This window comes from Yersinia sp. 2545 StPb PI (genome assembly GCF_052217125.1).
Classification (GTDB): domain Bacteria; phylum Pseudomonadota; class Gammaproteobacteria; order Enterobacterales; family Enterobacteriaceae; genus Yersinia; species Yersinia enterocolitica_E.
This window is the reverse complement of sequence record NZ_JAZGPY010000001.1, coordinates 587,668-604,485: the sequence shown is the minus strand read 5'-3', so window position 1 is coordinate 604,485 and position 16,818 is coordinate 587,668. Positions and strand designations below refer to the sequence as shown.

The following is a 16,818-nucleotide window of genomic DNA, read 5'->3' as shown; positions in this document are numbered from 1 at the left end:
TAAAAAAGGCTATTTATGATAAAAAATATATTTACTCACATTAAAGTACGACTATTGGTGCCATTGATAAAGAATGAGCAAGGGGCTATCTTATTTCCCTTTATTATATTTTTGCCCTTGGTTATTGGGCTAATATTTTTTTCTTTTGAGCTCACTCATTTTTTACAGAAAAAAGCCAAACTCTCAGATGCAATGGAGCAAGCAACATTAGCACTGACAGTAGAAAATAACCATAGTACTCCGAGTTTAACTCAAATAGCGCAGAATGAAGCCGTAGTGAGTTCTTATGCTCATGCTTATCTGCCAGCAGAAATATTTTCAACACCGACTATAGATATAATCAATAATAATGGCAGAATTGAGTATGCGGCTGAGATCAACATGAGCTACTCAGCTAGATTTTTAACTAACAATCCAGTAACCAATTTTAGTGCGATGATAAATGCAACAGATAGAGGAGCAGCAAGAAAAAATATAATCAGTGCACCGATAGAGAATATAGATGTAGTATTTGTCGCAGATTACTCTGGTTCAATGGATGATCATTTTAATCATAATGAATCCGAGCCAAAAAAAATAGATGCGTTGAGAGACATATTTAACCGCCTCAATAATAACATCTTAAAAAATGAGAATATACATACCATAGGGTTTATACCATTTTCATGGGGGACTAAACAACGTATTGGGAACGGTGCACAAACGAAGGAGTATTGCCATTTACCTTTTGTGCCAAAGCAACATAGTCCAAATGGTGATTACCTTCGTAAATATACATTATCTGGGTTAAAAAAATTCCCTGGATTGGAGGGATTAGAAAATATTGACCATATCGCATATGGGAAAGTAACCAGCGAGATATATAATGACACTAAAAATAAAATTGATGAATTAAATATTGAAGATGCAGAGTCTGCTTATACATTCCTTTCCCGCTCACAAAAGATCCTCCAACAATTATATCAACTTGAAATAATAGGAGAGAGTATTGATTACGTTGCAACGATAAACTCAATACCACGCGACAGCGCAGTGATACCACCGAAAGCAATTAACTTTCCAGTTGATGACATATTCAATAGCTACGTTTGTTTAAATCGAGCAAACTCCTATTCATTAAATGAACATGATAGTAATGAGATTATCGATGATATGATTAATATGTCCCCTTTAGGCGGTACACTAATAAGTTCAGGGATATTATCTGCTAATAATTTATTTAATGAAATCAGCTCTAACACCAATAAAAAGCTGATGATAATTCTTTCTGATGGTAATGATAGCTTTGAAAGTGCACATAAAGAAAATAAAGGTTTTTATGTCACACAAAGCCTTATCAAAAAAGGTATGTGCAAAAAAATAAAAGAGAATGGGATCACTATGGCTTTCATCGCTATTGGATATAAACCTTTATATAACACCCGTTCGCCAAGATATATCGATTGGAAAGAGTGCGTAGGTGAGGAGAATTACTACGAAGCACAAAATACTCATGAACTGGAAGGCGACCTTCTACAAGCGTTGGGGGCGGTAGATACCAGTGAAGTGGGCCGTAATACGCCGAAAGATTAATGTCAGGCGCGGCAACCGTAACCGCGCCTGCGTTGCAGGCTATTTTGCCATGCCCGCTTCCATACCGACTAAGCCAACCTTGAGATAACCTGATTTGCGTAGCGCATCCATCACGCTCATCAGAGTTTCATAATCCACCACTTTATCCGCCTGGAAGAAGATAGTGGTTTCTTTATTGGATTGCGTCATTTTATCCAACGCCGCGGCCAGAGTGTCGCGGTCAACCTGCTGGTCACCGACATAAAGCTGATTATCGGCTTTAACTGTCAGGAATACCGGTTTTTCCGGCCGCGGCTGTGGTACCGCTGAAGACGCTGGTAAATCCACTTTAATATCGACTGTTGCCAATGGTGCTGCCACCATAAAGATTATCAGCAGTACCAACATTACATCGATAAAGGGTGTCACGTTGATTTCGTGTAATTCACCGCTTTCATCAAGATTGTCATTCATACGCATGGCCATAAATCACCCCGCACGCAATTGGTGAGGATGCTTAGATGACTTTGCCTCAGCGCTGCTCGCCAGATCAAGATCGCGGCTTAATAGCAGCAATACTTGGGCGGCAACGTCACCCACCTGTGCACGGTAACTACCAATTAAGCGAGCAAATATATTGTAGATAACTACCGCAGGGATTGCTGCGACCAGACCTAACGCCGTTGCCAGCAAGGCTTCTGCGATACCCGGTGCAACAACAGCCAGATTGGTGGTTTGCGAATGAGCAATACCAATAAAGCTGTTCATAATGCCCCACACGGTGCCAAACAACCCGACAAACGGTGAGATTGCACCGATAGTAGCCAGGAATCCATTGCCTTTACCCATTTGGCGACCAATGGCTGCTACACGGCGTTCCAACCGGAAAGCCGTACGCTCTTTAATGCCATTGTTATCATTGGATTCTGTCGACAATAGGCGCTCGTTTTGCGCTTCTCGTAGCAGTAAGGCACTAATGCTATCGGTGCTAAAAGCCTCCGCCCGCTCAGACGCGGTATCTATATCAGTCACAGCCCCGATAACTTCATGTTCTTGCTGCAAACGGCGGCGAGCACGGAATAATTCAGTACCTTTGGAGAACAAAATAGTCCAGGTTACGATTGAGGCTAACACCAGACCAATCATCACCCCTTTAACGACGACGTCTGCATGCTGATACATGCCCCAGACAGATAAGTCCATTGCCAACCCTTGTGGCACAGGTGCCGCCAGAGGCTGGACCATAGGTGCTGGGTTTGCAGGTGCAACAGCTTGTGCATTTGCAGCGACCGGTGTGATTTCCGGTGTAGGTAGTGGGGTTGACGTTGCAGTTGTTGGTGTAGCAACAGATGCAGCGACTGCACTGCTGTTGCCTGGCGCGGCCTGTGCATGACCTGCCAAACCGGCCACCAGCAATAATGCCATTACGCCTGCTATCATCCGGCCTTGCACGAATGATTTATCTTTAATCTCTTTGCCAGCTATTTTCACGCTGTGCCTCCACCCAATATGCATATCAATTTAAGGACGAAATCAGGTGCCGATCATATCAAACAAATCGGGAATTGATAGTAATTATCATTAGTATTTGAGACGATTTTTTAAGAATGAAAGAGAATTATTCTGATTGAAACAATTATGTAAATTAATAGAAATGATAGCGACCTTAATTATTCCATGCCGATAACATTAGATATAAAGATAAGAAGTGATTGATTGAACTAAAGAACTCTCACCAAGACTCCTTAATAAATCCCTTGTTTTGCCACTTACACAGAATTTCTCCATTACAAACCGTCAGAAAACAGCGCGTCACTCTCTTTAGTTTTTTTCATGGTGAAAGCTGCCCCCACATAACAATCATCATGCTAACGTAAGGAATATATCTCTAAAATGAATGCTGGCTCTGGAACTACAGCATATCCTATATAAAGGTGACGACACGATCATGTCTGCAAACAAAGAAACGACAGAAAAACTGGAAACAGCCTTAGTCAGTGCGGGCAGAAGTAAACGATTTACTCAAGGCTCAGTGAATACGGTGATCCAGCGAGCTTCATCGCTGGTTTTCGACTCGGTAAAAGCGAAGAAGCATGCCACTATCAATCGGGGAAAAGGCGAATTATTCTATGGCCGCCGAGGCACCCTGACTCACTTCTCGCTGCAAGAGGCGATGACAGAGCTGGAAGGTGGCGCAGGTTGCGTCCTTTATCCTTGCGGTGCCGCGGCTATCAGCAACGCAATTTTGTCATTTGTCGCAACGGGTGACCATGTGCTAATGACCGGTTCTGCTTATGAGCCGGCCCAAAGTTTTTGCGATAAAATTTTATCACGCATGAATATCACCACGACCTATTTTGATCCGATGATAGGTGCCGGGATCGACTCATTAATTACCCCAAAAACCAAAGTGGTATTCCTTGAGTCACCCGGCTCCATCACCATGGAAGTACAAGATATTCCGGCAATGGTACAAGCCATCCGGGCCGTTTCACCAGACATCATTATTATGATGGATAACACCTGGGCTGCGGGTGTGCTGTTTAAAGCACTGGATTTTGGTATTGATATCTCTATCCAATCAGGAACTAAATACATCATTGGTCATTCTGATGCGATGCTGGGGATTGCCGTTGCCAACGCGCGTTGTTGGGAGCAACTGCGGGAAGACTCTTATCTGATGGGGCAAATGGTTGATGCTGACACAGCTTATCTTGCTAGCCGTGGATTGCGCACACTGGGCGTGCGTTTAAAACAACACGAGAAAAGCAGTATTGAAATTGCTAACTGGCTGGCTCAGCGCCCGGAAGTTGCCACTGTCTATCACCCTGCCCTGCCAAGCTGCAAAGGCCATGAATTCTATAAACGAGACTTCACTGGCTGTAATGGCTTGTTCTCTTTTGAATTAAAAGAAGAGTTAAGTCAGCAACAGTTAGAGGCTTATCTCGACCATTTCACCCACTTCAGTATGGCCTTTTCATGGGGCGGTTTTGAATCCTTGATTCTGGGTTATCAACCGGAGAATATCCGTGCCATTCGTCAGTATGAAGGGGACGGGATAAAAGGCACACTGTTCCGTCTGCATATTGGTCTGGAGAATGTGCAAGATTTGCAGGACGATTTGGCCGCAGGATTTGAGCGCATCAAAACAGTGCAGTAAGGGTTTCTGAACGATTGATTTGTTAATGCGCGGTAACAATATCCGCGCATTAATCCTCTCTTACACAAATAGTCTCATCGACACGTATATATCCCTCAAAAATTCGATTATTGAGGATAAGATCAATGTGGATCCGCGCCATTACGGATACACTAGACCAGTCCTTACAACAATATCCTCACACGCTAGGCAAACAGGAACAGAAATGGATGTATTACGCGAAATCCTTCATGCCTTATGGCAGCAGGATTTTAGTAAACTTGCCGATCCGAATGTGATTTGGGTCATTTACGGCATTCTCTTTACCACCCTATTTTTAGAAAACGGTTTGCTACCGGCTTCTTTCCTCCCCGGTGATAGTTTGTTGCTATTGGCGGGTGCATTAATTGCCAAGGGAGTCATGGGGTTCTTACCGACCATGATAATTTTAACCACTGCTGCCAGCTTGGGTTGTTGGCTCAGTTACCTGCAAGGGCTGTGGTTAGGCGATACTAAAATAGTTAAAAGGTGGCTGTTACAGCTACCGGTTCATTATCGGCAACGCGCCCATACTCTGTTTGTACGCCATGGTTTGGCGGCCCTGATAATTGGCCGTTTTCTCGCTTTTGTACGGACTTTACTGCCAACGCTGGCGGGTATTTCTGGCCTGAACAGTGCACGTTTTCAGTTCTTTAATTGGTTAAGCGGGCTGGTATGGGTGGGGAGTGTCGTTGGGTTAGGTTTCGCGCTAAGTCATATCCCATTCGTTAAGCACTATGAAAACCAGGTGATGACAGCACTGATGATTTTACCAATAGTGTTGTTGCTGATTGGTTTGGTCGGCACACTGGTGTTGGTGTGGTGTAAACGTAAAAGTGTCACTGAGTAACCCTGTGTTTGCCTCGTGACTCAAGCAGTTAAACGGCGCTCACTGCGCCGTTTTTTATTGCCATTATTCGCTGGGCCGTAAAATCAGTTAGTCCGCAGTTTAGCGACCTCTTCACTGGGTGTGAGACCAAAATAACGTTTAAACTCACGGCTGAACTGTGAAGCACTCTCATACCCTACTTTGTTGGCTGCGGTACTGGCTTTTAGCCCATCGTGCAACATCATCATTCGTGCGCGATGCAACCGGTAAGATTTGAGATATTGCAGTGGCGAGGTGTTAGTGACGGCTTTGAAGTTATGATGAAACGCCGAAACACTCATGTTCACATCTGCCGCTAATTGCTCAACATTCAGATTATCTGCAAATTGATTTTCAATACGCCGCAAGGTTTTGGTAATTTGATTAAAGTGCCCATGGCGGTTAACCAGCGCCTGCAAAGCTCCTCCGCATTGACCACACAGCACATAGTAGAGAATTTCCCGCACAATTTGTGGGCCGAGCACTCTGGCATCACGGGGATTGGACATCACATCCAATAAGCGCTCGGTGGCACACAGCATCTCTTCGGTCAGCGCCGATGAATTGACGCCAGAGGTATTACCGAACGGTTTATCCAGCTCATCATCACCGATATCTATCAGCAGATCCTGTAGCATCTGGCTGTCTATATGAATCGATATTCCCGCCAGAGGTATTTCAGGGCTGGCAAAAGTTTCACATTCAAACGGCAGTGGAACCGTCAGAATAAGATAATTTTTCGGATCATACTGAAACACTTTACTGCCCAGATAACCCACTTTGTGCCCCTGGAATATGATGACTACACTGGGGGTGTACATTACCGGAGTGCGCGGCTGGTGCACTGTGGAGTACAAAATTTTCACCCGTGGCACAGCAGAGGGCGTTAAGCCATTCCCCTTAGCCAAACGTGTAATTTTTTCGGCCATCTGTGCCTGAATATCATTAACCTCAACCATATACTCTCACTTACTGGAGTTATCTGAGACAATCTAGCAACTAAAACGATCAGATATAAATTGTGCAATATTTACCGCATTTTCTACAGTGCTTTGGAGAAATAGGCAAGAGCAAGGCAGAAATGTGCATTGAGGTATCGTGCTAAGTTGCCGACAATGGCTGCCAATGGTACGGCAATAAACAATCATTGCATCACCGGCTAATACGTCGCGTTTTGATTACCATAATTGTTCATCACCCATAAGCTGGAAGACAAATAATGCAAAACTTTACCCTCCATACCCCCACTAAAGTGCTGTTCGGTACTGGTCAGATAGCACAATTGAGTAAAGAAATTCCTGCTGATGCCCGCATCTTGATTACCTATGGCGGCGGCAGCATCAAACAAAATGGTGTGCTGGATCAAGTCCATCAGGCACTGAAAGGCTTTGATTTCCTGGAGTTTGGCGGTATTGAGCCGAATCCAACCTATGAAACCCTGATGAAAGCTGTTGCGCTTTGCCGGGCAGAGAAAATCGACTTCCTGCTAGCGGTGGGAGGGGGATCAGTATTAGATGGCACCAAATTCATCGCCGCTGCCGTCAATTACCCACAAGAACCATGGCATATTCTGCAAACCACTGGCAGCGATATTAAAGAAGCACTGCCAATGGGTTCAGTGCTGACCCTGCCTGCTACCGGTTCTGAAGCTAACAATGGCGCAGTTATCAGCCGCCGTGAAACCGGTGATAAGCAGCACTTCTTCTCACCCTTTGTCCAGCCACTGTTTGCCGTGCTGGACCCGGTTGTCACTTATACTTTGCCACCGCGCCAAGTCGCGAACGGTGTTGTCGATGCTTTTGTACATACCATTGAGCAATATCTGACTTACCCGGTTGATGCAAAAGTGCAGGATCGCTTTGCTGAAGGGCTGTTGTTAACCCTGATTGAGGAAGGTCCGAAAGCATTGGCGGAGCCAGAAAACTACAATGTGCGCGCCAATATTATGTGGAGTGCCACTATGGCATTAAACGGCCTGATTGGGGCCGGTGTGCCACAAGACTGGGCGACACACATGTTAGGCCACGAACTGACCGCCCGCCATGGTCTGGACCATGCTCAGACGCTGGCGGTAGTACTGCCCGCTCTGTTAGTGGCGAAGAAGCAACAAAAGCGCGCCAAACTGCTGCAATACGCGGAGCGTGTCTGGGGCCTACGTGACGGTAGCGAAGAGCACCGCATCGATGCCGCAATTGAAGCTACCCGTCATTTCTTTGAAAGCATGGGCGTTGCTACTCGCCTGTCGGCCTACAAACTGGATGGCAGTTCTATTCCTGATTTGATTAAAAAACTGGAAGAGCACGGTATGACCCAGCTTGGCGAACACAGTGATATCACTTTAGCTGATAGTAAACGTATCTACGAAGCTGCGGTCTAATAATAGCATCAGCCCAGTTTACAGTTTTCAACACAGAAGGCATCGTTGAACAGGATGCCTTCTGTTCAACATCTACTTACTCTTTTCACTTACCGTTAAAAGGGTGCTATCGTTATTAACTGCTAGGCTTTAGCTTATTACCACGCATTTTGCTGTTCATCTCTCAGTGGCAGATCGCCGATAGATCTGTGCACATTTTGATACTTCTCACACATGATTAATCGCTAGCAAGATCATAAATAGAATGATCACGACTAAACTTACATTACGGGTAAACAGGGCAAACACAGCCCAATCAGTCAGCGAAGGAGATAGACATGGCAACACAACCCATTATCAAATTGCACGATGGCAACCTGATGCCACAACTTGGCCTTGGCGTTTGGCAAGCAACGATTGAAGAAACACAGCTTGCTGTCAGCAAAGCACTCGAGGTGGGCTATCGCTCTGTCGATACTGCGGCAATTTATAAAAATGAACAGGGTGTCGGCTCGGCACTGAAGGCGGCGGGTGTGGCTCGTGATGAGCTATTTATTACCACTAAACTGTGGAATGACAGCCAGCAGGATCCGAAAAAAGCACTAGAAGAGAGCCTGAGCAAACTTCAGCTCGATTATGTCGATCTCTATCTGATCCATTGGCCCAACCCAACACAGGATCACTACGTTAGTGCCTGGCGTGAACTGATCAAATTGAAAGAACAAGGTTTAATTCGCAGCATTGGTGTCTGTAACTTCCAGATTCCTCATCTGCAACGGCTGATTGATGAAACGGGTGTGGCGCCAACCGTCAATCAGATTGAGCTACATCCACTGCTACAGCAGCGCCAGCTCCATTCGTGGAATGCCACCCATCATATTGCAACCGAATCCTGGAGCCCGCTGGCCCAAGGTGGTGAGGGCGTTTTCGATCAAACCGTTATTCGCCAGTTAGCGCAAAAATACAATAAAACACCTGCACAGGTCGTGATCCGCTGGCATCTCGATTGTGGGTTGATCGTTATCCCGAAATCGGTAACACCGGCGCGTATCAAGGAAAACTTTGAAGTGTTTGATTTTAAATTGCATAAAGATGAACTGACGGCAATTTCGAAGTTAGACAGCAATAAACGCCTCGGGCCAGACCCGGATGTTTTCGGGTCTGACAACTGAGTTCAAGGCGATGTATTCAGTTTAATGATGCTTAGCTTTGCCCTTTGCCCTTTGCGCCGGCAGCCGTCTGATTTGCCGGGGATTTTCTCGCCCCAGTTTTGCTTACTGACGGTTTTGCCACTGGCGTGCTACTGGCAACCTGCGGTTTTTTGCTGATAGCAGACGTTGTGCTTCGGCTACCTGGCTGACGCTGGCGGGTGATAGCAGTGTGCTTCGTCAGGGCCGGAGTATGGTGGCGCAGCGCCCGACGAGCTTCACGTTGTTCCTCGATTGTCGCTGCCGGAACCAGGCATTCCCGGCGGCCGCCAATCAGATGTTGCAACCCCATCTCCTCTAATGCAGTACGGATCATTGGCCAGTTAGCCGGATCATGATAACGCAGCAAGGCCTTATGTAACCGCCGCTGGCGATCCCCTTTCGGTACAACGACGTCTTCACTTTTATAATCCACTTTCGCCAGCGGATTTTTACCGGTGTAATACATAGTCGTAGAGTTAGCCAGTGGCGACGGGTAGAAGTTCTGTACCTGATCCAGACGGAAACGGTTTTTCTTCAGCCATAGCGCCAAATTGACCATATCTTTATCCTCAGTGCCCGGATGGGCAGAGATGAAATAAGGGATCAAATACTGCTCTTTACCTGCCTGCTTGGAATAGGTATCAAACAACTCTTTAAAGCGTTGATAGCTGCCCATTCCCGGTTTCATCATTTTGGAAAGTGGCCCTTCCTCGGTGTGTTCCGGTGCAATTTTCAAATATCCACCCACATGATGGCTGGCTAATTCTTTGATATAGCGCGGATCTTCTACTGCTAAGTCATAGCGGACCCCCGAGGCGATCAGGATCTTTTTAATCCCTTTAAGATCACGCGCCCGGCGGTACAAAGAGATAGTCGGCTGATGGTTAGTATCCATATGCGGGCAAATCTCAGGATAAACACAGGATGCACGCCGACAGGTCTGTTCTGCCCTCGGCGACTGGCAGCGCAGCATATACATGTTAGCCGTTGGGCCACCGAGATCAGAGATAATACCGGTAAAACCAGGGACTTTGTCGCGAATCTCTTCGATTTCACGAATAATAGAATCTTCAGAGCGGCTTTGAATAATACGCCCTTCATGCTCAGTGATAGAGCAGAATGAACAGCCGCCATAGCAACCACGCATAATGTTGATCGAGAAGCGAATCATGTCATAGGCGGGGATCGGCGATTTGCCATAGGCTGGGTGCGGCACACGCTGGTAGGGTAGCGCAAACACGCTGTCCATCTCTTCCGTACTCAGTGGAATAGCCGGTGGGTTAATCCAAATATAGCGATCACCATGTTTTTGCATCAAGGCCCGTGCACAACCGGGGTTGGTTTCATGATGCAAAATCCGCGAGGTGTGGGCATATAACACTTTGTCTGCCTTCACTTTTTCATAAGAAGGCAGCAAGACGTAGGTCTTTTCCCATGGTTTGGGTTTGGCGGCACGAACAGTAACCGGTTTAGCTTCGGATTCAGGAATGCTATCAGTGGCGCACGGCAGATCTTCACCGTACGGATTGGGAATGGCTTCAATACGCCCCGGTTTGTCCAGGCGAGTAGAATCAACCCCACTCCAGCCCGGTAATGCAGTTTTGCGCATCACAACCGTGTTGCGAACATCCTGAATATCGGCAATTTTCTCACCCGCCGCCAGGCGATGAGCCACTTCAACCAAAGGCCGTTCGCCATTGCCGTAGACCAACATGTCCGCTTTGGCATCCACGATAACCGAACGGCGCACAGTATCAGACCAATAGTCATAATGAGCAATGCGGCGCAAGCTGGCCTCAATACCGCCGAGCAATACCGGCACATGGCTATACGCTTCTTTGCAGCGCTGGCTATAGACTAAAGTGGCCCGATCAGGTCGCTTACCGCTTTGATTATCCGGCGTATAGGCATCATCGTGGCGCAACTTACGATCGGCTGTATAACGGTTGATCATCGAGTCCATGTTGCCAGCCGTAACGCCGAAGAACAGATTGGGTTCGCCCAACCGCATGAAATCGTTTTTATTGGTCCAGTCCGGCTGAGCAATAATTCCAACCCGGAAGCCTTGCGCCTCCAGCATACGACCAATGATCGCCATGCCAAAGCTGGGGTGATCCACATAGGCATCGCCGGTGACAACAATAATGTCGCAACTGTCCCAGCCCAATATATCCATTTCCTCCCGTGACATGGGTAAGAATGGCGCGGTGCCATAACATTCAGCCCAATAAGGCTGATAGGAAAACAGGTCACGTTCTGGTTGGATCAAGCTGGTACTCATGGCAACACTCTTTGAATTGAGGAAAGTTGAGGTGGTTCGGGTTAAGAAATCATCACCGGGCGGCGATTATACGCATTTCTCCACGTAAAGAGGAAGGATATATCTTTTGATTACCAGGCTCACACCATCAAGTGAGTGAATGTAGAGTGGATTAGGTTGCGGTTGATATTCGCTCTTTGCTCATCTGAGGCCAAGTAAGCACTAATCTTATATCAACCGAACCCGGTAACCCTTAACCTAACGCCTTACCCAAGTGTTGGTGCGGCCTGTGTCACTAACTGCCCCGCAGAGCCACGATCCGCCATCTCAAGTGTCTGGCTGTAGTACAAGAACGGGAAGTGCTCAGAGGAAACCTGATTGAAATACACCAGTAGCTCTACATCACCATCAACCCAAACAGTATCCTTCCAGCCGCGATCCTCGGCCATCGCCGGCGCGCCGTTGACATTCTTCACCAGGAAGGAGACCCCTTGAATATGGAATGCCTGTGGCATGTCGGCATGCAGAGTCCAGCGCTCCCAAGTCCCTTGCTGGGCCTGAGCATCCACACGGCTCATATCCCAAATAGCGCCGTTAATGCCCGGTAAATCATCACCCAAACGGAACTCACGGGAACGAATCACGTTGCCGTCCAAAATCTGGTCGGCTAATAAACGCATCGGCAGATTATCGGTCACCAGCGGCAATAAACCGGTTGGTTTTAATGTTAGCACTAGCGTAGAAATCAAAATACTTGAGGGTTCGAACAGCCCACGGAGCCTATCCATGATACCGGCAGATTCACCCGCCGTGATGGAGACTTCATTGCCTTGTGACATATCAATCACCACTTCGCGCCGCTCACCGGGAGCCAGCGAAAGCTGCTGTACGGCCACGGGCGCAGGCAAGAAACCCTGATCACTGGCAACAACATGCAAAGGGCGGCCATCACTGAGTTGCAAGATGTAGCGACGAGCGTTAGAGGCATTTAATAGACGTAATCGAACCCAACCACGAGAGACTTCGACAAACGGGCTTTGCACCCCATTGACCAGCAATGTATCGCCAACAAAGCCACCTTTGGCTGGCGGGTCATATTCAGGCACGCCAAAATTATCAAGCCGCTTGTCCTGAATAATAATCGGGAAATCATCGACACCATAATGACTCGGCAATGGCATCGCTTTACTGATTTCATCTTCCACCAGCCACATCCCTGCCAGCCCGTTATATACATGAGGTGCCATACGGTTAGGGGTATTGGCGTGGTACCAACAGGTTGCGGCCGCTTGCCGTACCGGCAATACCGGCGACCAGTCAACACCAGGGGAGATCATACGTGCCGCGCCACCCATTAGAGTACCAGGAACCTGCAACCCACTGATTGTCATGGATACCGGTTCAGCCAGACGGTTGCTATAAATCAGCTTCACATCATCGCCGCTGAAAACCCTGACTGTCGGCCCCAGATACATGCCGTTAATCCCCCAGACTGCGGCTTTTTGACCGCCACTGAATGCCCAATGTGCACGCTGTAGCGTCAAAAACAGCGGTTGCCCACGACGAGACTCCAATAAGGGTGGAACCGGTAATGGGGGTTGCTGGGTACTATTAGCCTGTGCCCTCAATGGCAGCGAACCTGCGCCTAGCGCTAAGCTCGTAGCCTGAATGAACTGGCGACGACTGAGTGACATATCTTCTCCGTGAAAACCACAATCAAACCTACTGCAAAATTTTGCCTGACTGCGAATAACGCTGAAGGACGGCAAAACGCTCACGACCAGAGTCGTTTAAATGGAAATCCAAAATTTACTTTAAGCAAAACAAGCCGCGCAATAACCTATCAATAAAAGCCAATAGTATTATTTTCCCGCCGCTTGCTGCTCTGCCTGTTGGGCAATTTCGGCATCGAGCTGCTCAATTTTAGCCAGCATCAGGTTGCGGCAATGTTCCGATAATTCACGCACGCGCTCTTTGCCATAGCCACTGGTATCAACGGGCGGCATTATCTCTACAATGACTTTGCCATTTGACCAGAGGTTTAAATTGATATTATTGGTGCTGGACACGCAAATAGGCACAATAGGCACACCAGCAGCTATAGCGGCATGGAAAGCACCGGTCTTAAATGGCAATAACCCACGGCCACGGCTACGTGTACCTTCTGGGAACATCCAGATAGAAACATTTCTTTTTTTGACCTGCTCAACCACCTGAGCAATAGTGCCATGCGCCTTGGCGCGGTTATCACGATCAATCAGCAAGTTACCAGTCAGCCAATATAGCGGGCCAAACAGAGGCACCCATAGCAGGCTCTTTTTACCCACCGTGACCGTACCGGACTGAACCACATTCGACATGGTGACCATATCGTAATTATTTTGATGGTTGGCGATATAAATACAGGTACCGTAGTCCGCCGCTTCCTTGGGGATACGTTGTTCAACTGTAATCCCGAACAATACCGACATCCGACCGAACAGATGCGCAAACGTCGCAAGATTACGTGGGTTTCGCGGCCTAAACAGGCAATAAATCGAACCAAACACACACACCAGAATACAATATAAAACTGCCAGCACCGTGCGCAAAATTAATAGCATAACAACCTCTTAAACACTCACTCTTAGACATGCGATCGACGCTAGTATAACGGCTTACCCACAAAATACCGCGCAGATTCATCGCCATAATTATGTAACGCGACAACGCACGCAAATTGCGCCTGCCATCGATTACATTCACGGGGTGATGCCTGACTAACAATATAATAATGACCACCACAGCAACTCAAGCCGGGTGGTCATTCATTTCTAGCGACGATTACTCTTCGGTATTGGTTGGTACTGGCGGCGCATCAACATCAACCCGATCAATACGCTGCAAGCCACGTGGTAACGGCGAACCTTTCCGACCCCGCTCTGCCCGGAATTTCTGTAAGTCTTCTGGGCGCAAGGTGAGCTTACGTTTACCAAAATGAAGAGTGATGGAGGTCTGAGGTGGCAGGACAAACAACCATGCCAGACGATCTTCACCCGCAGCCGCTTGTGCCGATGGGATGGAGACTATCTTATTACCCTTACCTTTTGATAACTCAGGCAGATCAGCGACCGGGAACATCAACATACGACCGGCGGCAGTAATAGATAACAACATGTCATCCGGCCCATGAATTTCTAACGGCGTCAACGCTTTGGCATTTTCCGGCAAGGTTATCATGGTCTTACCTGCACGGTTTTTAGCAACTAAATCATTAAAGGTACAGACGAAGCCATAACCGGCATCCGATGCCATCAATAATTTCTGGTCATCCGGTGCCATCAATACCTGTTCAATGGTTGCTCCCGGCGGCGGAGTCAGCTTACCGGTCAGTGGCTCCCCTTGCCCACGCGCAGAAGGCAAGGTCAGCGGATCCAATGCATAACTACGGCCAGTTGAGTCAATAAACACCACCGGTTGGTTACTCATACCGCGAGCCGCAGCACGGAAACTATCACCCGCTTTATAACTCAATCCACTCGGATCAATATCATGGCCTTTGGCACTGCGCACCCAACCCATTTCAGACAGTACAATGGTAACCGGCTCTGAAGGGACAATGTCATGTTCGCTCATCGCTTTGGCTTCACCACGTTCGGTCAATGGTGAACGGCGATCATCACCGTAAGCGGCCGCGTCAGCTTGAATCTCTTTCTTAATCAGCGTGTTGAGTTTACGTTCTGATGCTAACAATGCCTGTAGTTGATCACGCTCTTTGGCTAATTCATCCTGCTCGCCACGAATCTTCACCTCTTCCAATTTGGCTAAATGGCGAAGTTTCAATTCGAGGATAGCTTCAGCCTGCGTTTCCGAAATGGCAAAATGCTGCATCAGCAGTGGCTTTGGCTCATCTTCAGTGCGGATGATATGAATAACTTCATCAATATTAAGGAAGGCAATCAATAAACCTTCTAAAATATGCAGCCGTTTCAGTACCTTTTCCAAGCGGTAATTCAGGCGGTTACGTACCGTTTGGCGGCGGAATACCAGCCACTCAGTCAGGATCTCTAATAGCCCTTTCACTGATGGGCGATGATCCAGACCGATCATATTCATATTGATACGATAACTTCTTTCCAGATCAGTGGTAGCGAACAGGTGGTTCATCACTTGATCCAGATCGACCCGGTTGGTACGTGGAACTATTACCAGACGTGTAGGGTTTTCATGGTCAGATTCATCGCGTAAATCCTCAACCATTGGCAATTTCTTGGCGCGCATCTGGCTGGCGATCTGTTCCAGCACTTTGGCACCAGAAACCTGATGCGGTAACGCAGTAATTACCGCGCTGCCGTCTTCTTTCTTCCACAATGCCCGCATACGGACTGAACCACGGCCATTCTGGTAAATTTTACGAATTTCATCACGCGGCGTGATAATTTCGGCTTCAGTTGGGAAATCCGGCCCTTGTACAAACTCCAGCAACTCTTCCAGTGAAGCCGTGGGTTTATCAATCAGTGCCAGTACCGCCTGTGCAATCTCACGCACGTTATGTGGCGGAATATCGGTTGCCATACCGACGGCGATGCCCGTAGTACCATTTAGCAGAATATTAGGCAGGCGCGCAGGCAGCATTTTCGGCTCCTGCATGGTGCCGTCGAAGTTTGGCACCCAGTCAACCGTCCCCTGCCCCAGTTCGCCCAGTAAAACTTCAGCGTATTTGGATAAACGAGATTCGGTGTAACGCATGGCGGCAAAGGATTTAGGGTCATCCGGTGCCCCCCAGTTCCCTTGCCCATCCACCAGCGGATAGCGATAGGAGAAAGGCTGCGCCATCAATACCATCGCTTCATAGCAAGCACTGTCACCATGTGGATGGTATTTACCTAACACGTCACCCACGGTACGAGCTGATTTCTTGAATTTGGCGCTATTGTTTAGCCCCAGTTCGGACATCGCATAGACAATACGCCGTTGTACCGGTTTCAAACCATCGCCGATAAACGGCAACGCCCGATCCATGATGACGTACATGGAATAGTTCAGATAGGCGTTTTCAGTAAAGGTGTGCAGCGGTAAGCGTTCTGCACCGTCATGAGTCAAATCACTCATTACTCAATTATCCTCAGACTCTGGGATGGCGATCACTGGCTTCAGCGGATCGGCACCGCAAGTTCATTGTCGATTTCTGCCCGCGATAGTACCTCATCTGCGGGGTTACTGTCACAACCCACAGATAAACTCAATCTTTCAGCTTTACAGCATTATCTTTCAAGCTTGCAATATCTGCCGCCCTTTCTATCAACGGGGTAACAAAACGATATCATCATGTAGCCTACCGCTTCTCTTCCCTTCATATACTGGCTATGCGCTGGACTTCCTTCCACTTTTACTTGCTCCCCCCATAACGGTAGTTGGGACGACGGCGTGCAAATC

General features: G+C 47.6%; 12 protein-coding genes. 5 read left to right on the top strand and 7 right to left on the bottom strand.

Going from position 1 to position 16,818, the window contains the following annotated elements; translation table 11 throughout:
• Window positions 1-15: 15 nt before the first annotated feature.
• Complete coding sequence (locus V1955_RS02640) at window positions 16-1,572, top strand: pilus assembly protein (protein WP_442820479.1); 1,557 nt, start codon at window positions 16-18, stop codon at window positions 1,570-1,572.
• Between the two features lie 39 nt (window positions 1,573-1,611).
• Here the strand turns inward: V1955_RS02640 and exbD are convergent, their stop codons facing one another.
• Window positions 1,612-2,037: a TonB system transport protein ExbD gene (exbD, locus tag V1955_RS02635; protein WP_083162417.1), complete on the bottom strand. Its 426-nt coding sequence runs from the start codon at window positions 2,035-2,037 to the stop codon at window positions 1,612-1,614.
• 3 nt (window positions 2,038-2,040) lie between these two features.
• Entirely contained in the window at window positions 2,041-3,042 is a 1,002-nt protein-coding gene (gene exbB / locus V1955_RS02630) for a tol-pal system-associated acyl-CoA thioesterase (protein ID WP_420072778.1), read from the bottom strand.
• A 457-nt stretch (window positions 3,043-3,499) separates the two neighbouring features.
• On the opposite strand from exbB, the gene metC reads away from it, so the two are divergent.
• On the top strand, window positions 3,500-4,711 hold the full coding sequence (metC, locus tag V1955_RS02625; protein ID WP_083164051.1) for a cystathionine beta-lyase: 1,212 nt from the start codon (window positions 3,500-3,502) through the stop codon (window positions 4,709-4,711).
• A 205-nt stretch (window positions 4,712-4,916) separates the two neighbouring features.
• Entirely contained in the window at window positions 4,917-5,579 is a 663-nt protein-coding gene (locus V1955_RS02620) for a DedA family protein (RefSeq protein WP_442820478.1), read from the top strand.
• A gap of 83 nt (window positions 5,580-5,662) precedes the next feature.
• Here the strand turns inward: V1955_RS02620 and V1955_RS02615 are convergent, their stop codons facing one another.
• Window positions 5,663-6,556 carry an AraC family transcriptional regulator gene (locus tag V1955_RS02615; protein ID WP_372560499.1) on the bottom strand — a complete coding sequence of 298 codons (894 nt, stop codon included), beginning with the start codon at window positions 6,554-6,556 and terminating at the stop codon, window positions 5,663-5,665.
• Window positions 6,557-6,816: 260 nt separating this feature from the next.
• On the opposite strand from V1955_RS02615, the gene yqhD reads away from it, so the two are divergent.
• Both yqhD and dkgA read left to right on the top strand, forming a co-directional pair.
• A complete protein-coding gene (yqhD, locus tag V1955_RS02610; RefSeq protein ID WP_083162409.1) occupies window positions 6,817-7,974 on the top strand; it encodes an alcohol dehydrogenase in 1,158 nt (385 codons plus the stop codon).
• Between the two features lie 317 nt (window positions 7,975-8,291).
• Window positions 8,292-9,125, top strand: a complete 834-nt coding sequence (gene dkgA, locus V1955_RS02605; RefSeq protein ID WP_083162407.1) for a 2,5-didehydrogluconate reductase DkgA — start codon at window positions 8,292-8,294, stop codon at window positions 9,123-9,125.
• 31 nt (window positions 9,126-9,156) lie between these two features.
• On the opposite strand, the gene V1955_RS02600 is transcribed toward dkgA, so the two are convergent.
• The 4 genes from V1955_RS02600 to parC all read right to left on the bottom strand — a co-directional run bounded on the left by V1955_RS02600 (window position 9,157) and on the right by parC (window position 16,494).
• Window positions 9,157-11,424, bottom strand: coding sequence for a YgiQ family radical SAM protein (locus V1955_RS02600; RefSeq protein ID WP_442820477.1), 2,268 nt, complete (start codon window positions 11,422-11,424; stop codon window positions 9,157-9,159).
• Between the two features lie 245 nt (window positions 11,425-11,669).
• On the bottom strand, window positions 11,670-13,097 hold the full coding sequence (gene ftsP / locus V1955_RS02595) for a cell division protein FtsP (RefSeq protein ID WP_372560495.1): 1,428 nt from the start codon (window positions 13,095-13,097) through the stop codon (window positions 11,670-11,672).
• Window positions 13,098-13,265: 168 nt separating this feature from the next.
• Window positions 13,266-14,006: a 1-acylglycerol-3-phosphate O-acyltransferase gene (locus V1955_RS02590; protein WP_442820476.1), complete on the bottom strand. Its 741-nt coding sequence runs from the start codon at window positions 14,004-14,006 to the stop codon at window positions 13,266-13,268.
• Between the two features lie 220 nt (window positions 14,007-14,226).
• Window positions 14,227-16,494, bottom strand: coding sequence for a DNA topoisomerase IV subunit A (gene parC / locus V1955_RS02585; RefSeq protein WP_005188260.1), 2,268 nt, complete (start codon window positions 16,492-16,494; stop codon window positions 14,227-14,229).
• Window positions 16,495-16,818: the final 324 nt, after the last annotated feature.